This window comes from Streptomyces sp. NBC_01446 (assembly GCF_026340095.1).
GTDB lineage: Bacteria > Actinomycetota > Actinomycetes > Streptomycetales > Streptomycetaceae > Streptomyces > Streptomyces aureus.
Genome location: NZ_JAPEPO010000003.1, coordinates 970,972 through 992,268, shown reverse-complemented (window position 1 = coordinate 992,268; position 21,297 = coordinate 970,972). Strand labels below are relative to the sequence as shown.

General features: G+C 70.7%; 17 protein-coding genes. 4 read left to right on the top strand and 13 right to left on the bottom strand.

The window, feature by feature from the left end:
* Window positions 1-7 precede the first annotated feature (7 nt).
* From purU to glyA, 6 genes are all read right to left on the bottom strand, one after another.
* Window positions 8-952, bottom strand: a complete 945-nt coding sequence (gene purU, locus OG456_RS49210; protein ID WP_266571615.1) for a formyltetrahydrofolate deformylase — start codon at window positions 950-952, stop codon at window positions 8-10.
* Between the two features lie 233 nt (window positions 953-1,185).
* Complete coding sequence (locus OG456_RS49205; RefSeq protein ID WP_266571614.1) at window positions 1,186-1,815, bottom strand: sarcosine oxidase subunit gamma; 630 nt, start codon at window positions 1,813-1,815, stop codon at window positions 1,186-1,188.
* Window positions 1,808-4,678 carry a sarcosine oxidase subunit alpha family protein gene (locus OG456_RS49200; RefSeq protein ID WP_266571613.1) on the bottom strand — a complete coding sequence of 957 codons (2,871 nt, stop codon included), beginning with the start codon at window positions 4,676-4,678 and terminating at the stop codon, window positions 1,808-1,810. The genes OG456_RS49205 and OG456_RS49200 overlap by 8 nt, the downstream gene beginning before the upstream one ends.
* Window positions 4,675-4,980 (bottom strand): sarcosine oxidase subunit delta, encoded by a 306-nt coding sequence (locus OG456_RS49195; protein WP_266571612.1) that lies wholly within the window; start codon window positions 4,978-4,980, stop codon window positions 4,675-4,677. Before OG456_RS49195 ends, OG456_RS49200 begins: the two co-directional genes overlap by 4 nt.
* A gap of 15 nt (window positions 4,981-4,995) precedes the next feature.
* Complete coding sequence (locus OG456_RS49190) at window positions 4,996-6,225, bottom strand: sarcosine oxidase subunit beta family protein (RefSeq protein WP_266571611.1); 1,230 nt, start codon at window positions 6,223-6,225, stop codon at window positions 4,996-4,998.
* Entirely contained in the window at window positions 6,222-7,586 is a 1,365-nt protein-coding gene (gene glyA / locus OG456_RS49185; RefSeq protein ID WP_266571610.1) for a serine hydroxymethyltransferase, read from the bottom strand. Before glyA ends, OG456_RS49190 begins: the two co-directional genes overlap by 4 nt.
* 94 nt (window positions 7,587-7,680) lie before the next feature.
* On the opposite strand from glyA, the gene OG456_RS49180 reads away from it, so the two are divergent.
* On the top strand, window positions 7,681-8,352 hold the full coding sequence (locus OG456_RS49180) for a GntR family transcriptional regulator (protein ID WP_266571609.1): 672 nt from the start codon (window positions 7,681-7,683) through the stop codon (window positions 8,350-8,352).
* A gap of 67 nt (window positions 8,353-8,419) precedes the next feature.
* A complete protein-coding gene (locus tag OG456_RS49175; RefSeq protein WP_266571608.1) occupies window positions 8,420-8,554 on the top strand; it encodes a hypothetical protein in 135 nt (44 codons plus the stop codon).
* A gap of 94 nt (window positions 8,555-8,648) precedes the next feature.
* Here OG456_RS49175 and OG456_RS49170 read toward each other — a convergent pair whose 3' ends face one another.
* The 4 genes from OG456_RS49170 to hutI form a co-directional block, all read right to left on the bottom strand.
* The gene (locus OG456_RS49170; protein ID WP_266571607.1) at window positions 8,649-9,107 is read right to left on the bottom strand and encodes a PaaI family thioesterase; all 459 of its coding nucleotides are present in this window, start codon (window positions 9,105-9,107) and stop codon (window positions 8,649-8,651) included.
* A 27-nt stretch (window positions 9,108-9,134) separates the two neighbouring features.
* The gene (locus OG456_RS49165) at window positions 9,135-10,688 is read right to left on the bottom strand and encodes an acetolactate synthase large subunit (protein ID WP_266571606.1); all 1,554 of its coding nucleotides are present in this window, start codon (window positions 10,686-10,688) and stop codon (window positions 9,135-9,137) included.
* 207 nt (window positions 10,689-10,895) lie between these two features.
* Window positions 10,896-13,640, bottom strand: coding sequence for an aminotransferase class I/II-fold pyridoxal phosphate-dependent enzyme (locus tag OG456_RS49160; RefSeq protein WP_266571605.1), 2,745 nt, complete (start codon window positions 13,638-13,640; stop codon window positions 10,896-10,898).
* Between the two features lie 88 nt (window positions 13,641-13,728).
* Window positions 13,729-14,898, bottom strand: coding sequence for an imidazolonepropionase (gene hutI / locus OG456_RS49155; RefSeq protein ID WP_266571806.1), 1,170 nt, complete (start codon window positions 14,896-14,898; stop codon window positions 13,729-13,731).
* Window positions 14,899-15,209: 311 nt separating this feature from the next.
* Here hutI and OG456_RS49150 point away from each other — a divergent pair, with 311 nt between their 5' ends.
* Entirely contained in the window at window positions 15,210-16,010 is an 801-nt protein-coding gene (locus OG456_RS49150; RefSeq protein ID WP_266571604.1) for an IclR family transcriptional regulator, read from the top strand.
* A gap of 135 nt (window positions 16,011-16,145) precedes the next feature.
* Here OG456_RS49150 and hutH read toward each other — a convergent pair whose 3' ends face one another.
* Window positions 16,146-17,684: a histidine ammonia-lyase gene (gene hutH / locus OG456_RS49145; protein WP_266571603.1), complete on the bottom strand. Its 1,539-nt coding sequence runs from the start codon at window positions 17,682-17,684 to the stop codon at window positions 16,146-16,148.
* Between the two features lie 190 nt (window positions 17,685-17,874).
* The gene (locus tag OG456_RS49140) at window positions 17,875-19,350 is read right to left on the bottom strand and encodes an amino acid permease (protein WP_266571602.1); all 1,476 of its coding nucleotides are present in this window, start codon (window positions 19,348-19,350) and stop codon (window positions 17,875-17,877) included.
* A 143-nt stretch (window positions 19,351-19,493) separates the two neighbouring features.
* Between OG456_RS49140 and OG456_RS49135 the strand changes: the two genes are divergently transcribed.
* The gene (locus OG456_RS49135; RefSeq protein ID WP_266571601.1) at window positions 19,494-20,324 is read left to right on the top strand and encodes an IclR family transcriptional regulator; all 831 of its coding nucleotides are present in this window, start codon (window positions 19,494-19,496) and stop codon (window positions 20,322-20,324) included.
* Between the two features lie 12 nt (window positions 20,325-20,336).
* On the opposite strand, the gene hutC is transcribed toward OG456_RS49135, so the two are convergent.
* On the bottom strand, window positions 20,337-21,086 hold the full coding sequence (gene hutC, locus OG456_RS49130; protein WP_266571805.1) for a histidine utilization repressor: 750 nt from the start codon (window positions 21,084-21,086) through the stop codon (window positions 20,337-20,339).
* Window positions 21,087-21,297 lie beyond the last annotated feature (211 nt).

The following is a 21,297-nucleotide window of genomic DNA, read 5'->3' as shown; positions in this document are numbered from 1 at the left end:
CCGTCCCTCAGCGGAGAACCACCGTCCGCCTTCCCTGGACGAACACCCGGCCTTCGCAGTGCCAGCGGACGGCCCGGGCCAGGGCTGCCGATTCCGCGTCGCGGCCGATGGCGGCCAGGTCCTCGGGGGTGTGGCTGTGGTCGGCGCCGATGACCTCCTGGGCGATGATCGGGCCTTCGTCGAGGTCGGGGGTGACGTAGTGGGCGGTCGCGCCGACGAGTTTGACGCCGCGGTCGTGGGCCTGGTGGTAGGGCTTGGCGCCCTTGAAGCTCGGCAGGAACGAGTGGTGGATGTTGATCAGCCGGCCGGGCAGTCGGGTGCACAGGTCGTCGGAGAGCACCTGCATGTAGCGGGCGAGGACGACCAGGTCGACGTCGAACGAGTCGATGAGGTCGAGGAGTTGTGCCTCGGCCTGAGGCTTGGTCGCGGCGGTGACCGGTACGTGGAAGAAGGGGATGTCGTGCCAGGTGACGAGTGCCTCGTGGTCGCGGTGGTTGGAGACGACCGCGACCACGTCGATGGGCAGGTCGCCGCTGCGGGTGCGGAAGAGCAGGTCGTTGAGGCAGTGGTCGTAGCGGGACACCATGATCAGCACGCGTCGGCGGGTGCCGACCGGTTCGAGGTGCCACCGCATGGCGAAGGGGGCGGCCACGGCGGCGAAGTCGTCGCGCATGGACTGCGTGGTGTTCTCGCCGCCGGCTGCGGCGAAGTGCACCCGCATGAAGAAGTGGCCGTCCCGGCGGTCGCCGAACTGCTGGTTGTCGATGATGTCGCTGCCGTGCTCGACGAGGAACCGCGAGACGGCGTGGACGATGCCGGGCGCCTCGGGGCAGTCGAGGGTGAGGACGTGCTCGACCGGCGCCGTGGCGGGGCCGGTCGGCAAGGGACCGGCCGGCGAGGGAGCGCGGGAAGCGGGGACGGGGGACGCGGCGGAAGCCGGGGAATCAGTCATGGTGCCAGCCATTCGGTGACGTTGACGGCGAGGCAGCCGCGGGCGGCCTCCTGGCATGTGGCCTTCATGTCCCGGCCGGTGTCGCGCATGGTCGTGATGACCTGGGCGAGGCTGCCGTGTACGGGGGGTGACCTGCCCGGCGACCGACGAAGCCCCGGGCCGCCCGCATCGGCCCCACCGTGCCGGAGGCGGGGACGACGCGGACCGAGTGCGGGCCCATGTGCCCGACGCGGTCAAGGCAGCTCGGGGCCGCGGTATTCGCTCATCGCGTCGATGAGCCAGCGCGCCAGGTAGTCGGCGAACGACGACCTCGGCAGCAGCCGGTACGTCGGCCCGTCGTCGACCTGCCAGAGCAGGACCGCGATCGGTCCCACCGTGGTCGACACCGCCCGGCCCGGACCGAAGACCCTAGGATGCAGGTCCAGCGGGCAGCCCTTCTCCAGCACCTGCCGGGCGGCCGGGCCGCTCAGTTCGAGCGTGGTGCGGTTCGCCGAGACATCGACGACCGAACCCGGATCCGCGGCGAGCGCCTCCCTCAACTCGGCGACCACGGCCCCAGCTTCGGCCTGGGACAGTACCAGCCACTCGTCGGGGCCGAGCCAGAACGCGGTGTGGCCGCCGGAGGTGGTGGTCTGGCCGTACTCGCGGGGGAGTGGCGCCCCCAAGGTCTTCTCGATGCGGGTCGCCGCCGCGGAGGCGGGGTCGACGCGCACGTTCACCATGCTGACGAAGGGCCACTCGGACAGCGTGACCCCGCGGGCCCCGGTGACGGCGGCGTCCCGCATCCGCTCCGCGAGATGCGCCAGAGGGCTCACGCGCCATGCCAGCAGGCCGGTGCGCGCATCGTTCGTGGGCTCAGCCATCGCGCTTGGTCCCTTCCGGGTCGTAGAGGACGGAGTCGGTGACCTCGACGGGCACCAGGTCGTCGCCCACGGGGGCGAGCAGGGTCGAGCCGATCCTGGCCCGCCCGCCGGCGACGAGGGCGAGAGCGAACGGGCGGCCGAGTGCGGCGCTGTGATAGCTGGAGGTGACGTGGCCGAGCATGGGCACCGGCCCGCTCTCGGGAGTCAACGGCGTGTCCTGTGCGATGAGTTGGGACCCCTCGGGCAGTCGCGTCGTACGGTCGGTGGGCAACAGGCCGACCAGCTGCTTGCGATCGGCGCGCGTCGTGTCGGCACGGGAGTAGGACCGGTTCCCGATGAAGTCCTTGCGCTTGGAGACCACCCAGTCCATGTTCGCGTCCTGGGGCGTGACGGTGCCGTCGGTGTCCTGGCCGACGATGATGAACCCCTTCTCGGCCCGCAGGACGTGCATCGTCTCGGTGCCGTACGGAGTGATGTCGTACGACTTTCCGGCCTCGTACACCTGCTCCCAGACGGCTCGGCCGTACCAGGAGGAGACGTTGATCTCGAAGGCGAGCTCACCGGAGAAGGAGATCCGGCAGACGCGGGCCGGGATGCCCGAGGCCAGCGTCGTCTCGCGGAACGCCATGAAAGGGAACGCCTCGGCGGAGACGTCGAGTTCGGGGGCGAGCTTCGCGATGACGTCACGTGACTTCGGGCCGACGACGGCGACCGTCGCCCACTGTTCGGTCACCGAGGTGCAGTGGACGTCGAGCTCGGGCCACTCGGTCTGCAGCCACTCCTCCAGCCAGTCCAGGACCCCGGCGGCGCCACCCGTCGTGGTGGTCATGAAATAGCGGTTCTCGTCGAGGCGCAGCGTCACGCCGTCGTCGAAGATCATGCCGTCGGGCTTGCACATCACGCCGTAGCGGGTCATGCCGGGCTTCAGCTTCTTGAAGGCGTTGGTGTAGACGCGGTTGAGGAACTCGCCCGCGTCCGCTCCCCAGATCTCGATCTTGCCGAGGGTGGTGGCGTCCATGAACGCCACGCCTTCACGGGCCGCGCGGCACTCGCGGGCGACGGCCGCGTCCATGTCCTCGCCCGGCCGGGGGTAGTACCAGGGCCGCTTCCACTGCCCGACGTCCTCGAACTCCGCGCCGTGGGCGACGTGCCAGCCGTGGATGGACGTGGTGCGCTCCGGGTCGAAGAGGTCCCCGCGCTCCCGTCCGGCGAGGGCGGCGAAGGCCACCGGCGTGTAGGGCGCCCGGTAGGCGGTCGTGCCGATCTCGCCGGGTGATGCGCCGGCGCCGAGGGCTTCGGCGATCACGCCGATCGCGTTGACGCCGGACGTCTTGCCCTGGTCGTTCGCCGTGCCCAGCGAGGTGTAGCGCTTGACGTGCTCGACGCCGCGCATACCGGCGCCGGTGGACCGCCAGACGTCGGCGACGGTGACGTCGCGCTGGAGATCGACGAAGTGGGTGTCCCAGGTGCCGGGTTCGCCGGCGGGGGAGGGCACCAGCCACAGGGCGCGGACGTCGGGCCGTGCGTCCTCGGACGGCGCCGCGGGCACCGGAACGGGGAAACCCGCCTCGGTCGCCGCCAGCGCACCGGCCCGCGCGCCGTCGGCCAGTGCCCCGTCGAGGCCGTACGTCCCACGGGCCGCGCCGACGATCTGCTGGTCCCGTACCGTGCCGTCGGGCACGAACGCGACCAGGTCGTCGTCCCAGCGCAGCTTGCCTTGGCGCTGGCTGTGGAGGTGGACGACCGGACTCCAGCCGCCCGAGACGGCGAGCAGGTCGCAGTCGAACTCCTCGGCCTCGCCCGTGAGTTGACCGTCCGCGTCGAGGGTCTGGACGGTCACGCCGGTGAGCCGTGACTCGCCCGCAGTGTCGACCACTGCGCTGCCCGTCATCACTCGTACCCCGGTCGCCGTCGCGATCTCGGCGGCTCGCTGCGACAGTTCGGGCCGCGCGTCCACGACGGCGGCGATGGGGAGGCCGGCTGCGTGCAGATCGGCGACCGTGTCGTACGCGCTGTCGTTGGTCGTGGCGACCACGGATCGCCTGCCCGGGGCCACGCCGTACCGGTTGAGGTACGTGCGTACGGACGCGGCGAGCATCACGCCAGGACGGTCGTTGCCGGCGAAGGTCAGCGGGCGCTCGTGCGCGCCGGTCGCCAGGACTGCCTGGCGGGCGCGGATGTGCCACAGCCGTTGGCGCGAGACACCCGAGGAAGGGTGGGGTGCGTCGGCTCCGAGGTGGTCGGTGCGCCGCTCCAGGGCGAGGACGTAGTTGTCGTCGTACGACCCGAACGCCGTGGTGCGCGTCAGAACAGTGACCTCGGGGGCCGCGTCCAGCGCCGCGCCGACCTCGGCCACCCACCCCGACCGACGGCGTCCGGACAGCAGCGCGCCACCGAGTTCAGGCTGGTCGTCCACCAGGATCACGCGCGCACCGGACTCGGCTGCCGCGGCGGCGGCCGCGAGCCCGGCCGGGCCCGCCCCGACGACCAGGACGTCGGTATGGACGTACTTCTTGTCGTACACGGCGGGGTCGGGCGTCGGGTCGAGTCGTCCCATGCCGGAGAGCGTGGTCGCGGACAGGCCGTCGTACAGCTCCACCGTCGTCGCCGGGATCATGCCCTCCGAGCACGAACCACCGAGCTGCACCAGAGCGTTGGCCTCCTCCACTCCCGCCGAGACGATGCCGCGCGGACGGCCGCGGTAGAGCGACGGGGCGGCCCCCACGATGCCGTTCGCCAGCATGGCGGAGGCGAGGGTGTCGCCGGGATGTCCGGTCAACTCCCTCCCGTCGAGACTGAAGTGCAGGAAAATGGTGCGGTCGACGCGGCCTTCGTCGCCGAGCCGGAACTGCTGGTCGGTCATCGCTGCTCTCCGGCCGGGTCGGTGACGCGGGGTTCGGGGCGCGGCTCGTCGAGCCGATAGGTGGCGAGCACCTCGTAACTGACGGTGTCGCGCAAGGCGTTGAACCAGCGGCGGCAGCCGTGGCTGTGCATCCACCGCTCGGCGAAGGGGCCCTTCGGGTTGTCCCGGTAGAAGACGTACTCGGCCCACTGCCGGTCGTCGAGGCCGGCGGGGTTCTCGGGGTACGGGACGTGGGCCTGGCCCCCGTAGTGGTATTCGCTCTCGTTGTGGGGACCGCACCATGGGCAGTTGATCAGCAGCATCGCAGCAGCGTCCTCTCAGTGGGCCACGGCCGCGGCGCCGTGTTCGTCGATCAGTGCGCCCGTCGTGAAGCGGTCGAGGGCGAAGGGGGCGTTCAGCGGGTGCGCCTCACCCGTGGCGATGGTGTGGGCGAAAGTCCAGCCGGCGGCCGGCGTGGCCTTGAAACCGCCGGTGCCCCAGCCGCAGTTGACGAAGAGGTTCTCCACGGGAGTGGCGCTGATGATCGGCGAGGCGTCCGGGGTGACGTCGACGATGCCGCCCCAGGTCCGCAGCACATGCGCCCGCGCGAAGATGGGGAACAGTTCGACGGCGGCGGCCATCTGCTCCTCGATCACGTGGAAGGAGCCCCGCTGCCCGTATCCGTTGTACGAGTCGACGCCCGCCCCCATCACCAGTTCGCCCTTGTGCGCCTGGGAGACGTAGACATGGACGTGGTTCGACATGACGACGGTGGGGTGGACCGGCTCGTGGAGCTCGGAGACCAGTGCCTGGAGCGGGTGGGACTGGACGGGGAGGCGGACTCCGGCCCGCTCGGCGAGCACACTGCTGTGCCCGGCGGCCGCGAGACCGACCCGGCCTGCGTTGATGCGGCCGAGGTTGGTCTCGACACCCACGACCCTCTCGCCGTCCTTGACGAAGCCGGTGACCTCGCAGCCCTGGATCAGGTCGACGCCCATCTCGTCGGCGCGGCGGGCGAGCGCCCAGGCGACGTGGTCGTGCTTGGCGATGCCCGCGCGGGGCTGGAAGGTGCCGCCGAGCACCGGGTACCGGGTGTCCGGGGAGACGTTGAGGATGGGGCAGACCTCGGCGACCTGGTCCGGGTCGAGCCAGTCGGCGTCAATTCCGTTGAGCCGGTTGGCGTTGGCGCGGCGCATGCCCTCGCGGACGTCCTGGAGGGTGTGCGCCAGGTTGAGGACGCCGCGCTGGCTGAACAGGAAGTCGTAGTCCAGCTCCTCCGGGAGTCCCTCCCACAGCTTGAGCGCGTGCTCGTAGATCGCCGCGCTCTCGTCCCACAGGTAGTTGGAGCGGATGATGGTGGTGTTGCGGGCCATGTTGCCGCCGGCCAGCCAGCCCTTCTCCAGGACCGCGACATTGGTGATGCCGTGTTCCTTCGCGAGGTAGTAGGCGGTCGCCAGACCGTGCCCGCCCGCGCCGACGATGACGACGTCGTACGAGGAGCGCGGCTCGGGATTGCGCCAGAGGAAGTCCGGGTGTTCCGGCAGCGTCGGCTGCGGCTGGACGGTCATGCCGCGTCTCCGTTCAGGCGAGGCAGGTGGGGCGGCTGGGACAGGCGGGGCAGATGGGGGTACAGGGGGAACGCGCCGGCAAGCTTCTCGACCCGGTCCCGCAGCAGGCTCGCCTGCTCCTCGCCGAGGTGTTCGGACCTGAGCGTCCCGGCGATGATGTCGGCGACCTCACGGAACTCCTCGGCGCCGAAGCCGCGCGTGGCCAGCGCCGGCGTACCGATCCGCAGGCCGGACGAGACCATCGGCGGGCGCGGGTCGAACGGCACCGCGTTGCGGTTGACGGTGATGCCGACGCGGTGCAGTCGGTCCTCGGCCTGCTGCCCGTCGAGCGCGGAGTTCCGCAGGTCGACAAGGACCAGGTGGACCTCGGTGCCGCCGGTGAGCACGGTGATCCCGGCCTCTGCCACATCGTCGCTGAGCAGTCGCCCGGCCAGGATGCGGGCGCCGTCCAGGGTGCGCTGCTGGCGCTCCTTGAACTCCTCGCTCGCCGCCACCTTGAAGGCCACCGCCTTCGCCGCGATGACGTGCTCGAGGGGCCCGCCCTGCTGGCCGGGGAAGACCGCAGAGTTGATCTTCTTGGCGAGACCGGCCCGGCTGAGGATCACTCCGCCGCGCGGACCGCCGAGGGTCTTGTGGGTGGTGGTCGTGACAACGTCCGCGTACGGAACGGGACTTGGGTGCAGTCCGGCCGCGACGAGCCCGGCGAAGTGCGCCATGTCCACCATCAGATAGGCGCCCACCTCGTCGGCGATCCGCCGGAACGCGGCGAAGTCGAGGCGTCGGGGGTAGGCCGACCAGCCGGCGACGATCAGCTTGGGCCGGTGCTCGCGCGCGAGCCGCTCGACCTCGTCCATGTCGATACGCAGGTCGGACTCGCCTACGTGGTACGGCACGACGTTGTAGAGCTTGCCGGAGAAGTTGATGCGCATGCCGTGGGTCAGGTGACCGCCGTGGGCCAGGTCGAGGCCGAGGATCGTGTCGCCCGGGCTGAGGAGTGCGAACATCGCGGCGGCATTGGCCTGGGCGCCCGAGTGCGGCTGTACGTTCGCGGCCTCGGCGCCGAACAGGTCCTTGACCCGGTCGATGGCCAGCTGCTCGATGACGTCGACGTGCTCACAGCCGCCGTAGTAGCGGCGGCCGGGGTAGCCCTCGGCGTACTTGTTGGTCAGGACCGAGCCCTGCGCCTCCATGACGGCGACCGGAGCGAAGTTCTCCGACGCGATCATCTCGAGGGTGGACTGCTGGCGGTCCAGCTCGGCGTCGACGGCGGCGGCGATGTCCGGGTCGAGCTCGCTGAGCGGAAGGGCGTGGAGCGAAGCGGAGGTCGTAGGCGTGGTGATCGACTGGGCGTCCGTTGCCATCTGCACACCATTCTGAGAGCCGACTAATGAGCAACTGATATATCAGTCTGTGCGGTAAGGTATGGGACCTCGATGGACAGGTCAAGGGGGCCTCATGCAGCACGTGGCGACCGAGCCGGCGGTCGGCGGCGAGGAGCTGTCCCTCGCCGAGCGCGCCTACCGCGCCATCCGCGACCAGCTCGTCATGCTCGACATCCGCCCGGGCGCGCCCATCAACGAGGACCAGCTCGCCCAGTCCCTCGGAGTCGGCCGCACCCCGATGCGCGAGGCCCTCAAACGGCTCCAGTACGAGCGCCTCGTCACGACCTACCCCAGGCGCGGCACCTTCGCCACCGAAGTCAACATCACCGACCTGGCCCATATCTCCGAAGTCCGCCTGGAGCTCGAGCCCTTGGCCGCCGCCCGTGCGGCGCGGCGGGCCACGGCCGAGGACCGAGCGGCCCTGACGGCCGTCCGGCGTGAACTGGCAGGCGTGGATCCCCGGCACGGCGATGCGGCCGAGCTGATGCACCTGGACCTCAAGGTCCACCGTGCCGTGTACGCCGCCACGCACAACCCGTACCTGGAAGACACCCTCATCCGCCACGACAATCTGGCCACGCGGATCTGGTGCCTGTTCATCGACCGGCTCGCCGACATGGCCGGCCACGTCGAGGAGCACGGACCGCTGATCGACGCGATCATCGCCGGTGAGCCGGATGCGGCGGCCCAGATCGCCCGCGCGCATGTAGAGGGCTTCGAGCGGGCCGTGCGCGACGCCATCTGACCATGGCCCATGGCTTGGCCGCGGGCCCAACCCGCTTATCGGAGCGGCGGGTCGACGAAGTCCTGGTGTGCCGGAGGGTCACCGCCTCGTGGGTCAGTGCGCGGCGCCCCGTGACGCATCGGGGCGCAGCCGGGGCCTGTCGGTGTACGCGCTGGACGACTACTCGCGCACCAAGCGCGGCATGCGCAACCATGCCCGCTGACCTCACTGGCCGGGAGGGGAGGGGCGTCGAAGTCTCACCCTAAAGTTGAGGTCGAGGGAACGCTCGTCGGGGGGTGCAGCCGAGCCGCCCCCGCTCACTGCGCGGTCCTGCTCACCCGGATCAGCGTCTGCTGTCCGTTGGCCACGAGCTTGCGTGTGCCGTCGTCCAGGGCGGCGAAGACCTCCAGCTGACACACGGTCAGGGCTCGCCCGGCCTTGAGGGCGGTTCCGACGGCCTCAAGGCGGTCCCCGAGGGCGGGCGCGAGCAGGTTGATCTTGTATTCGACAGTGAGCACCTCGGTGTCCTCGGGGAACAGGGTGAAGGCCGCGTAGCCACCGGCGCTGTCGGCGATGGAACTGGTGGCGCCGGCGTGGAAGTAGCCGTGCTGCTGGGTCACTTCGGGTCGGGCCGGGAGCGCGATGTGCACGACGCCCGGCGCGATGCGCGTGAGCCGCGCACCGAGGTGGGTCAGCAGCCCCTGCTGGTCGAAGCTGGCCCGGACGCGCTCCTGCACCTCGGCGCTCGCCTTTTCCAGTCGCTCGGGCTCGTCCACATGTTCTCCTTCGTCGTTCGGGGCGCACTACAGGTGAGGGGGGACCACGGCGTCGATCAGATGAGGGCCCGGTTCCGCGAAGGCGTGGTGGAGCTGCTCGGCGAGTTCCTCGCAGGTGGTCGCCCGCGACGACGGGACACCCATACCTTCCGCGATCTTGGCGAAGTTCAGGTCGGGCGAGGAGAGGTCGAGCAGCGTCTTCGCGGCAGGACCCGAGAGGTCGGCGCCGACCCGCAGCATTTCGAGGCGCAGTACGGCGTAGGCGCTGTTGTTCAGGATGACGGTGGTGACGTCGAGGTTCTCGCGTGCCTGGGTCCACAGGGCCGAGATCGTGTACATCGCGCTGCCGTCGGCCTCCAGGTTGATGACCGGCCGGTCCGGTGCCGCGATTGCCGCTCCGGTGGCGACCGGTATGCCCTGCCCGATCGCGCCGCCGGTCAGCGTGAGTACGTCGTGCCGGGGCGCGCCGACCGTGGCAGCCGGCAAGGCCGCGCCGGAGGTGTTCGCCTCGTCCGAGATGATCGCGCCGGCGGGGAGCAGGGCGCCGACGACCTCGGCCCAGTTGTTCGCGGTGAGGGGGCCGCTCGGGAGCGGCGGGAGGGCGGGCTCGGCCAGGGTCGGGAGCGTGTCCGCGGCCACCTGCTCGGCCAGCGCTTCCAGGGCGGCGACCACGTCCTGGGACGGATCGGCGAGGGTGTGCACCTGGGCGCCCTCCGGTACCAGGTCGCTCGGCTTGCCGGGGTAGGCGAAGAACGACACGGGGGAGCGGGTGCCCGCCACGATCAGGTGCTTGACGCCGTCGAGTTGGCGGACGGCCTGCTCGGCGAGGTAGCGGAGGCGCTCGATGGCGGGCAGGCCCGCGCCGCGCTCCAGTCGCGCGGGGAAGGTCTCCACCAGCGCGCGCACGCCGGTGGCGTTCGCGATCCGGCTCGTCGCGAGGAGGCCGGGCTCACGGCAGGCCGGGCCGCCGATCAGCAGCGCGGCGGGTTCGCCGCCGCGCAGGATGTCGGCGATGGACGACACCGTCTGCGGATCGGGAGCCGCAGGAGTACGCGAGGGCAGTGGTTCGGCGACCTGACCGCCCTCGTCCCAGGACGCGTCGGCGGGCAGGATCAGCGTCGCGACCTGTCCCGGCGCCTGCATCGAGGCTGCCACCGCGGCCGCGGCGTCGGCACCGACCTCGGCGACCCGGTCGCTGCGCCGCACCCAGCCGCTCACCGAGCCGGCCACCGGATCGATGTCGGACTCCAGGGGAGCGTCGTACTTCTTGTGGTGGGTGGCGTGGTCGCCCACCACGTTCACGACGGGGGTGTGGGCCCGCCGCGCGTTGTGGAGATTGGCCAGCCCGTTGCCGAGGCCGGGGCCCAGGTGCAGCAGCGTGGCGGCCGGCTTGCCGGCGATACGCGCGTATCCGTCGGCGGCCCCGGTGACGGCACCCTCGAACAGGCCGAGCACTCCGCGCATTTCGGGTACGGAGTCGAGCGCGGCGACGAAGTGCATCTCCGATGTGCCGGGGTTGGCGAAGCACACGTCGACACCGGTACGGACGAGAGTACGGATCAGCGACTGCGCGCCGTTCATGGGCGGCCTCTCCGTCGTGGCCGTCGGCGCTGATTGCCAGGGCTGACGGCCGGCGACTGTCTGTCGGGGGATATGCGAGGGATACGTGCGCTGTCTGCGGATACTAAGCGGTCGGTAATCGTGTGTCGAGGATCGCCCTCGGCCCCGCGCCCATCCATCTCGTCGAAGCACGGCAAGGAGGGCGCTCCAGACACCGGACCGGACCGATCAGGCCGCCGCCCAGGGGTTGTTGCCGGACTCCAGGAGCGTTTGCTGCTCCTTCAACGCCTGCTCGGTGAACACCCGGTACCCGGTCTCCGGCCGGTATCCATGGATCTCCCGGGTGTCGAGGGCCCGCATGTAGTCCAGTACGGCGTCGTTGACGACCTGACCGGGGACCAGCACGGGGAATCCGGGCGGGTAAGGAGTCACGAAGGTGGCGGAGACGATGTCCCGGCCGCCGGTCATGGCCTCGGTGACCTCGTCCGCCGACAGGTACTCGCACTGTGTCTCGTCGTACGCCAGGTAGAAGGCCCGGCGGATGTCCCCTTCGGGTGTACGGCCTCCTGGTCGGAAGGCGGGATGGAAGGAGCTGAAGTCGGGCAGGGCGACGACGGCGTCCCGCGTGGCGTCGGCGTCTTGTCGACGCAGGGCAGGCGGGCCCAACTCGTCCTTGCGATCCTCCAGTTCCTCGACGATCTTGAGGAGCACCTCGATGAGGTAGGCGACTGCGCTGCGGGTGGTGCCGATGTTCGTCATGAACAGCAGCGTGTTGCGGGTGCTCTTGTTGACCTGCACCCCGTAGCGGTCCATCAGGTGCTCGTGCTTGAACGTGTCCCCGTCGATGCCCGTGAGGCCGATGTGCAGGGTCGCCCGGGTCGGGTCGAGCACGAACTCGTCGTCCTCCCAGGCCTCCGACATGCGCGCCAGACCGGTCCGCAGCGGCTGTTCCACCCCGGAGGCGCGGAACTCGCCCGGGATCAGGTCGGGCGTCGTCAGGAAGCGCAAGTACCGGCTGAGTACCGGATGTTGGTCGATCGCGTCACGCAGTACCCCTGCCTGTTCGAGCTGCTTCTGCACCAGCTCGAACCCCTCCAGCGCGGCCTGTCTTCGGCCCAGGTCCAGGGAGGCGAGGATCTGGTAGTTGGGGGAGGTGGAGGTGTGCGTCATGTACGCCTCGCGGAACGTCTCCGCCGTGCGGTGACTGAAGTCCTGGTCGAAGACGTGGATCATGGAACCCTGGCGCAGCGAGGTGAGCGTCTTGTGCGTCGACTGCGTGGCGTACACCCGGACCCGGGCCTTGGCGGGGTCGGGGACGAGCCGGTGGTCGAGGAGCGTTTCGTCGTCGGGGTCGTCGCCCAACTCCTGCTGCTGTCGGGCGTATCGGTCGGCGAGTTCCTGTCCGCGCAGGTTCTTCGTGAGGGTGCGGGCGGCGGCCATGGCGGTGCGCCGGCGGTAGACCGGGTGGAAGCGGGCGAAGGCGAACCACGCCTCGTCCCACAGGAACGCCAGATCGGGCTTGAGCGCCAGGCACTCCTCCATCACCCGCGTCGGGTTGTAGACGATGCCGTCGAAGGTGCAGTTGGTCAGCATCAGCATTTTGACGCGGTCGAGGAGACCGGCCTGCCGCAGCTCCAGCAGCTTGCGCTTGATCTCCTTCACCGGCACGGCGCCGTACATCCCGTACCGGTCCAGGGGATAGGCGTCGAGGTAGACCACTTGGGCGCCCGCGAGCATCAGCCCGTAGTGGTGGGACTTGTGGCAGTTGCGGTCGACCAGGACGATGTCGCCCGGCCGCACCAGCGCCTGTACGACCACCTTGTTGGCGGTGGACGTCCCGTTGGTGACGAAGTAGGACTGGCGCGCCCCGAACGTCTTGGCGGCGAGGTCCTGGGCCTCCCGCAGCGGGCCCGTCGGCTCCAGCAAGGAGTCGAGGCCGCCCGAAGTGGCGGACGTCTCGGCGAGGAAGATGTTCAGCCCGTAGAACTCGACCATCTCGGGGATCCAGTGCGAGGTCAGCAGCGACGTTCCGCGGGAGATGGGGAGCGCGTGGAAGACACCTGTCGGGCGTCTGCTGTGTGCTCTGAGCGCGGTGAAGAACGGTGCGCGGAAGCGTTCGCGGACGCCGTGCAGAATCGACAGGTGGAGTTCGAGCAGCCCTTCGCGCGCGTGGAAGACCCGGGCGAATCCGCTGCTGAGCACACCGGCGATCCGCTCCACCGAGCCGTCGGTCATGAGATAGAGGTCCATCTCGGGCCGCAGTTCGAGCAGCCGCGCACCGAGCGCCTGCGCCCGCTGCTCGTAGGGCCCGTCCTGCGCGAACGGGTCGGCCTGCGGCCGTTCGACGAGGCCCGCGACGACACTCAGGTCGTACGGGGAACGGTCGGCGAACCTCCGGTGGATGACCACGGCTTGCAGACCGGGGTTGACCAGGACGGCCATCAGCGCGTCCTCGAAGCTGGGCGCGACGACGATCTCGTACACGAACTCGTCCTCGGCGCGGCGCCGGCCGCGCAGCGAGATGCGCAGCGCCTCCTCCTCCGGCGCGGTCAGTTCGCCGACGACGAGGACCTCGAAGTACCGCTTGGGCGTTGTCCCGCCCGGAAGCGGCTCCTCGCCGGCCGGAGCGGTCGGCTCGGCCTTGCGGGGCGTCGCGCTGCGGTACGACTCCGTGCCCAGGGCGCGATGCAGTTCGTCCGTGCGCCGGGCCAGGCCGTACCGGTCCTCGGCCGTGCGCAGGCGGCGCAGTTCAGTGAAGGCGGATCTGCCGGGGAAGGCCCAGCAGTTCTCGATCGGCAGCAGCTGCCGGAAGAGTTCGTCCAGCCGCTCCTGCGTCGCCTGCCGGCGGGCTGCGCTCGAGGTGTCGGACGCCCACTGGCGTGCGAGTTCGGTCAGTGAGCTCCAGGCGTCGGCGCGCAGCTGACGGACGCTGCTGTACACGCCGGCAGGCGGATTGGCGGGTGTGTCACCCATCGTGTGGCTTCCTCGTTTGTGACGTCGTGTCTCGGGAGGGCGGTGATCGAACGGGGGTGGCGCGCACAGGGGTGGCGCGCGGGATTCCTCAGGTGGGCCGGACGACGCACCGGCCGGCGCGCCAGACGGCGGAGACGAGGGGAACACCGGGGCGGTAGGCGAGGTGCACGTGCGAGGGCGCGTCCAGGAGTACGAGGTCGGCGCGCACCCCGGGCGACAGTGTGCCGACGTCGTCGCGGCGCAGCGCCCGTGCGCCGCCCGCCGTCGCCGACCAGAGCGCCTCGTCCGGTGTCATGCCCATCTCCCGTACGGCAAGGGCGACGCAGAACGCCATCGAACTCGTGAAGGAGGAGCCGGGGTTGCAGTCGGGGGACAGCGCCACGGTCGCGCCGGCGTCGAGCAGACGACGTGCGTCGGGGTAGGTCGCCCGCGTCGAGAACTCCGCCCCCGGCAGCAGCGTCGCCACGGTGTCACCGTGCGCGAGGGCGTCGACGTCGGAGTCGGTGAGGTGGGTGCAGTGGTCGGCGGAGGCGGCGCCGAGTTCGACGGCGAGCTGGACGCCCGGCCCGTGGCTGAGCTGGTTGGCGTGCATCCTCGGCAGGAGTCCGCGGGCGGACGCGGCCTTGAGGATCGCGCGCGCCTGGTCCGCGTCGAAGGCTCCCTGCTCGCAGAAGACATCCGCCCAACGGGCGTGCGGCGCACACGCGTCGAGCATCGGGCCCGTCACCAGGTCGACATAGCCGGCCGGGTCCTCGGCGAACTCGGCGGGCACGACATGTGCGCCGAGGAACGTCACCTCGTCGGTGTGGGCGGCGGCGACGGCCAGCGACCGGGCCTCGTGTTCCACCGTGAGGCCGTAGCCCGACTTGATCTCGACGGTGGTCGTGCCCTGCCGCAGCGCTTCGGACACATGGCGCCCGGCGGTGGCGTGGAGCGCGCTGTCCGGTGCGGCCCGGGTGGCCTCGACGGTGGTACGGATGCCGCCTGCGCTGTAGGCGCGGCCCGACATCCGCGCGTTGAACTCCGCGGTCCGGGCGTCGGCGAAGATGAGGTGGGAGTGCGAGTCGACGAATCCGGGGATGGCTGCCCGGCCCTGGGCGTCGAAGCTGCGGTCGGTCGCGGGCGCCTCGGCCCGGGGGCCCACCCAGGCGACGTCGGTGCCGTCGATGACCAGCGCGGCGTCGGCGATCAGGCCGAGTGGACCCGTTCCGCGCGTGGCGTCGTTGGTGACCAGCGCGCCGATGTTCGTGATCAGCATGGAGGCGCCGGGCAGATCAGCTCCGGCGCGTCGGGCTTCGGCGAGGGGCTGGGGGACTGGCATGTGAATCTCTCCGTGGATGCTGCGGCCAGGTCCTGGCGGCGCGGCGTGATCCGTGGGCACACGGCCGGGCAGCGGATGAGTGAGTGCCCCGGTGCGGACGGCGTTCATCGCGCGTCCGCACCGGGGGCTTCCATCAAGCACCAGGCCCCGGGGGCGGTGCCAGGGCCGCCGCCCGCATTGCGTCTCGTATCCCAGACTTCGTACGGGTGGTCCGGAGCGGGGCCGGCGGGCGGACGTAACCTCCCGGTATGTCTCCCGTTCCCGCCGCCACCCAGGTGCTGGCCATCCTCCGCTATCTCGCGGGCCAGGCAGGGCCCGTACCCGCCGCGGCGATCAGCCGTGACGTCGGGCTTCCCCGCTCGACGACGTACCACCTGCTCGACACCCTGGCGCGCGAGGGCTTCGTCGTGCACCTGCTGGAGGAGCGACGCTACGGCTTGGGCGTCAGCGCCTTCGAACTCGCCTCCGGATACAGCAGACAGGCGCCCTTCCAGCGCCTGGCGCGGGTGCCGCTGGCCAAGCTCGTCGACAGCACGGGCCACAACGCGCACCTCGCCGTACTGCACGGCCGCGAGGTCATCTACGTGATCGAGGAACGGGCGCCGGGACGTGCGCCCCTGGTGACCGAGGTCGGTGTCCGGCTGCCGGCCCACCTCACCGCCAGCGGCCGGGCCGTCCTGGCCCGTCTGCCGCAGGCGCAGGTGCGGGCCCTGTTCCCCGACCCGTCGGCCTTCGTCCTGCGCAACGAGTCCGGTCCCGGTTCGCTGACCGCGCTCCGCCAACTCCTCGTGGAGGCGCGGCGGCGGGGGTACGCCACGGAGGACGGCGAGGTGACGCCGGGCTTCTCGTCCGTGGCAGCCGCGGTGCTCGACCACGGCGCGCACCCCGTCGCCGGTGTCGCGGTCACTTTCCGCGGCGACGAGGTCGGGGCCGAGCAACAGCGGCGGATCGCCGCGCAGGTGACCCGTACGGCGAACCAACTGAGCCGGCGCATCGGCGGGGTGGCCGACGCACAGGCCCGTACACAGACGGCGGGACCCCTCACCTAGAAGCAGTGCGCCCCACGCGGAAGCCGAACTCCCGCCGCCGGACAGGCCGGCGGCGGGAGTTCGGCTTACGTGGACCAGGCGCGAACGGTCACGTGGACCAGGCGCGAACAGTCACAGGAACCAGGTCCGATCGGTTCAGCCCAGCGGGCCGGTCACCGACTCGGCGGCCGCGAGGGCGCCGCCGGTGGCCACGAACTGCACGGCGGCCTCGATCTCGGGAGCGAGGTACCGGTCGGTGCCGGGGCCCTCGACATCGCGGCGCAGTCCGGCCAGGACGGCCGCCGTGGCGGGCGCGGGGGCCAGGGGGCCACGGAGGTCGAGCGCGCGGGCCGCGGTGAGGATCTCGACGGCGACCACGCGGGTCAGGCCGTCGATGGCGCGGCGCAGCTTGCGGGCCGCGGCCCACCCCATCGAGACGTGGTCCTCCTGCATGGCGCTGGAGGGGATGGAGTCGACCGAGGCGGGCGCGGCGAGGCGCTTGAGCTCGGAGACGATGCCCGCCTGGGTGTACTGGGCGATCATGTGGCCGGAGTCCACGCCCGGGTCGTCGGCGAGGAAGGCGTTCAGGCCGTGGTTGCGCGCGACGTCGAGGAAGCGGTCGGTACGCCGCTCACTGACGGAGGCCACGTCGGCGACGGAGATGGCCAGGAAGTCCAGGACACATGCCACGGGCGCGCCGTGGAAGTTGCCGTTGGACTCGACGCGCCCGTCCGGCGTGACGACGGGGTTGTCGATGGCGCTGGCCAGCTCACGCGCGGCGACCGTCTCGGCGTGCGCCAGCGTGTCGCGGGCGGCGCCGTGGACCTGCGGGGTGCAGCGCAGCGAGTACGCGTCCTGGACCCGGGTGCACTCCGGACCGCGGTGGCTCGCGACGATCTCCGAACCCTTCAGGAGGGCGGTGAGGTTGGCGGCACTCGAACCCTGGCCCGGGTGCGGTCGCAGGGACTGGAGGTCGGCGGCGAACACGGCGTCCGTGCCGAGCTGGCCCTCGACGCTCATGGCGGCGGCGATGTCGGCGGTGCGCAGCAGCATCTGCAAGTCGTGCGCGGCCATGACGAGTTGGCCGAGCATGCCGTCGGTGCCGTTGATGAGGGCCAGGCCCTCCTTCTCGTGCAGCGTGACGGGGGAGAGGCCGGCGGCGGCGAGCGCGTCCGCGGCGGGCATCAGGTCGCCCTTCGCGTCACGTACCTGGCCTTCGCCCATGACGGCGAGGGCGCAGTGGGCGAGCGGGGCGAGGTCGCCGGAGCAGCCGAGCGAGCCGTACTCGTGGACGACCGGGGTGATGCCGGCGTTGAGCAGGTCGGCGTAGGCCTGGGCGGTGTCGGGGCGCACACCGGTGCGGCCGGTGGCGAGCGTCGACAGACGCAGCAGCATGAGGGCGCGGACGACCTCGCGCTCGACCTCGGCGCCGGAGCCGGCGGCGTGCGAGCGCACGAGGCTGCGCTGGAGCTGCGCGCGCAGCTCCAGCGGGATGTGACGGGTGGCCAGGGCACCGAAGCCCGTGGAGACGCCGTAGTGGGGCACGACGTCGTTGGCGAGGTTCTCGACCACCTTGCGGCTCTGGGCTATCTCGCCCAGGGCTTCGTGGGTGAGGGTCACGCGGGCCCCGTGCCGGGCGACGGACACGACATCGGCGACGGAGAGGGGGCCGACCCCTACGAAGGTTTCGTTCATGACTCCATGAAGCCCGAAAACGGAACGTCTTCGTCAGTGGCTGCGGAGGGTTACTGTCTGGGATCCCAGACAGTTGCCGCGTGCACCGGAATCCCGGGCTGATCACGGGCGCGGTGGCGGTCCTGGCTCCACGCGAAAAGGGCCGGCGGAACCGTCGCTCTCGCGGTTCCGCCGGCCCTTTCTGTCGCCGTTATCGCTGGTGCACGGGCTCCATCCCGGCCCTGGCGTCATCCTCGTCCGAGGGCTCCCGGCCTTCGGCGGACTCGTTCTCGTACGAGACCTGCGGCGCGGCGTCGGCCGCTGCCGCCCGCCGGGCCCGGGGGCGCAGCCAGAGGTGGTACACGCACGTCATCAGGGCCAGCCACACCCCGCCGACGACCAGCGCGATCCGGGTGCTGTCCGAGAACGCGAGGAGCACCACCACGCACACCATGAAGGCGATGGTGATGATCTGGCCGTAGGGCCAGAACGGCGCCGGGTACTTCAGCGCGGCGACCTCCTGCGCGGACATCTTGCGGCGCGCGCTGACCTGGGACAGGAGGATCATCAGCCAGACCCACACCGTGGCGAAGGTCGCGATCGAGGCGATGACGAGGAACACCCGCTCGGGCATGAGGTAGTTCAGGAGCACACCGAAGAGGAGTGCGCCGATCATGATGACGACGGTCATCCACGGCACGCCGTTGCGGGAGAGGCGGCGCATGACGGACGGCGCCTGGTTGCGCTCGGCCATGCCGTACATGATGCGTCCGGCGGCGAAGATGTTGCTGTTGATCGCGGACAGCGCAGCGATGATGACCACGACGTTCAGCACGGTGGCCGCGGAGGCGACGCCGATACCGGCGAAGATCTCGACGAACGGGCTGCCCTTCGCGCCGATGTGCTCCCACGGGTTGAGCGACATGAGGACCGCCAGCGTCAGCACGTAGAAGAGCACGATGCGGATCGGGATGGAGTTCACGGCGCTCGGAATGGTCTTCTCCGGGTTCTGCGCCTCGCCGGCGGTGACGCCGATGATCTCCGTGCCGCCGAAGGCGAACATCACCACGGCGAAGCACAGGACCAGGCCCTGGATGCCGTTGGGCATGAACCCGCCGTTGCTCCACAGGTTCGAGATGCCCGCGTCGCCGTTGCCGCCGAACCCGAAGACGATGATCGCAAGGCCGGCGAGGATCATCGCGATGATGGCGACGACCTTGGCGAAGGAGAGCCAGAACTCCAGCTCACCGAAGACCTTGACGCTGAACAGGTTCATCGCGCCGATGATGCCGACGGCGGCGAGGAGCCAGATCCACCGTGGCACGTCCGGGAACCAGAAGCTCATGTAGACGCCGAGCGCCGTGATGTCCGCCAGACAGACGAAGACCATCTCGAGGGCGTACGTCCAGCCGGTGAGGAAACCCGGCAGCGGTCCGAGGTACTTTGTGGCGTATTCGCCGAAGGACCCGGCGCACGGGCGGCTCACCGCCATCTCGCCCAGCGAGCGCAGGACGAGGAAGACCGCGGCGCCACCGATCAGATAGGCCAGCAGGACGGCGGGCCCCGCCGCCTTGATGGACTCCGAGGAGCCGTAGAAGAGACCGGTCCCGATGGCGGAACCCAGGGCGATGAACCGTATGTGCCGGGACTTGAGCCCGCGTTGCAGGGACGTGGTGTCGGTGGACAAAGCAGGTCCTCCTTGGGAACGCCGGGTTCCGGGTGAGGTGGCGGGGCTGAATCACGTGCCGGTCGACGGCGTTCGTCAGCACTCCCGCATGACGAGGGCCCTTGTATATTCCTGTATATACAGATGAGTCAAGAGGTGGACCAATGGGTGAACGGACAACGGCGTCCAGTGCCTCGCCTGCCGTCGGCCGCGCGCTGGACATCCTGCTGCACCTCGCCGGGCGCTCGGGCCCCGTCCAGGCCGCGGCCCTGGCCCGCGAACTCGACATCCCCAGATCGTCCGCCTACCACGTCCTCTCGGTCCTGGTGGACCGCGGCTTCGTCACCTACCTCCCCAAGGAGCAGGCGTACGGTCTTGGGGTCGCGTCCTTCGAGATCGGCTCGGCCTATCTGCGCCACGAACCGCTGGAGCGCCTCGCGCGCCCCATTCTGCGCAGCGCCTCGGCACGTCTGGGCCAGACCGTGCACCTGGGCATCGTCCACGGCGCGGAGACCGTCTACCTGCTCAAGGAACGGCCCCCGTCGAACCGGTCCGGCGACGCGGACATCTCCCTCGTCACCGACATCGGCGTCCGGCTGCCCGCCCACCTGACGGCCAACGGGCGAGCCCTTCTCGCCCACGTGTCTCCGGCACAGGTACGGGCTCTCTTCCCCCGGCAGGCGGATCTCATCACGCGCACCGGAAAAGGACCCCGCTCGCTGTCGGAACTCCTCGACCTGCTGGCCCGTGACCGCGCACGCGGCTGGTCGGAGGAGGTCGAGCTGGTCTCCGAGGGCTTCCGGTCGCTGGGTGTCGCGGCCTTCGACCACAACGAACGGCCCGTCGCCGCACTCAGCAGCACTTGGCAGCGGCACTACAGCCGGCACGACCCCGACCACGTCCGCGAGGTCCTGGAGCAGGGGGCGGCACGGCTGACGGCCGCGATGTCCGGCCGACGCCCGAACGCGAAACCGGCCCCCACGCGGGCACGCTGACGGCAGCCCGACTCAGTGGGCGTCGAACGTCCCCACCAGGCGGTACCTGGACCCGGGATGGATCAGCCGCGCGACGCTCACGACAGCATCCCCGGACCAGGTGCGGCGCTGGATGAGCAGGCACGGCTCGGACGGGCCGATGCCGAGGATCTCGCACTCCTCGGCGCACGGCAGTACCGCCTCGACGATGTGCTCGCCCTTGCCCAGCGGGGCGACCTCGGACAGGAACGTGAACGGCGTACCCGCGGTGAAGTCCTGGTCGAGATAGCCGGGGGCGAAGTCCGGGTGGACGTAGCGGTCCTCCAACTGGACCGCCGCGCCGTCCTCCAGGTGCACGACACGTGAGCGGAACGCGCTGCGCCGCCCGTCGAGGCCGAGCTGAGCGCTGATCTCGGGGTCGGGGAGCTCCTCGCGCAGGGACAGCACCCTGGCCGAGTAGCCATGTCCGCGGTCCCGTACCTCGTCGGCGATGTTGTGCACCCCGGCCAGCGCGGAACTGCTCTTGCGCCGCGCCACGAACGTGCCCACGCCCATGACGCGCCGGAGCAGCCCGTCGGCGCTCAGTTCGCGCAGGGCGCGGTTGATCGTCATGCGGGACAGGCCCAGCGACTCGACGAACTGGCTCTCCGAGGGAAGAGCCTCGCCCTCGCGCCAGCGCCCACCCAGGATCTCCCCGGCCACAAGGTCCTTGATCCGCTGATAGGCCGGGGCGGAACCGGGCGTCTGCCGCGCATAGAGCCGGGCGATCTCCGCAGCCTCCACGACCAAGCCGTCCACCGTCCTCGTACCCCATGGATCCGTCGCGCCACATTCGCGAACACCACGGCAATCCTAGGCGAGGCGGCCCGCACAGAACCCGCGCCCCTGAGCGCCCCCACATCACCGCTAGCCAGCGACGTTCTCGGATCCGAGAACCTCGGCGGCCGCCGCTGGAACGCGTCCGGCCCCTCGCCTGTCATGGGACACGCAACTC

Bases quoted from the DNA above. Each gene is read 5' to 3' on its own strand.
- purU (WP_266571615.1), bottom strand. From the start codon at position 952: ATGACTGATTCCCCGGCTTCCGCCGCGTCCCCCGTCCCCGCTTCCCGC.
- OG456_RS49205 (WP_266571614.1), bottom strand. From the start codon at position 1,815: ATGGCTGAGCCCACGAACGATGCGCGCACCGGCCTGCTGGCATGGCGC.
- OG456_RS49200 (WP_266571613.1), bottom strand. From the start codon at position 4,678: ATGACCGACCAGCAGTTCCGGCTCGGCGACGAAGGCCGCGTCGACCGC.
- OG456_RS49195 (WP_266571612.1), bottom strand. From the start codon at position 4,980: ATGCTGCTGATCAACTGCCCATGGTGCGGTCCCCACAACGAGAGCGAA.
- OG456_RS49190 (WP_266571611.1), bottom strand. From the start codon at position 6,225: ATGACCGTCCAGCCGCAGCCGACGCTGCCGGAACACCCGGACTTCCTC.
- glyA (WP_266571610.1), bottom strand. From the start codon at position 7,586: ATGGCAACGGACGCCCAGTCGATCACCACGCCTACGACCTCCGCTTCG.
- OG456_RS49180 (WP_266571609.1), top strand. From the start codon at position 7,681: ATGCAGCACGTGGCGACCGAGCCGGCGGTCGGCGGCGAGGAGCTGTCC.
- OG456_RS49165 (WP_266571606.1), bottom strand. From the start codon at position 10,688: ATGAACGGCGCGCAGTCGCTGATCCGTACTCTCGTCCGTACCGGTGTC.
- OG456_RS49160 (WP_266571605.1), bottom strand. From the start codon at position 13,640: ATGGGTGACACACCCGCCAATCCGCCTGCCGGCGTGTACAGCAGCGTC.
- hutI (WP_266571806.1), bottom strand. From the start codon at position 14,898: ATGCTGATCACGAACATCGGCGCGCTGGTCACCAACGACGCCACGCGC.
- OG456_RS49150 (WP_266571604.1), top strand. From the start codon at position 15,210: ATGTCTCCCGTTCCCGCCGCCACCCAGGTGCTGGCCATCCTCCGCTAT.
- hutH (WP_266571603.1), bottom strand. From the start codon at position 17,684: ATGAACGAAACCTTCGTAGGGGTCGGCCCCCTCTCCGTCGCCGATGTC.
- OG456_RS49135 (WP_266571601.1), top strand. From the start codon at position 19,494: ATGGGTGAACGGACAACGGCGTCCAGTGCCTCGCCTGCCGTCGGCCGC.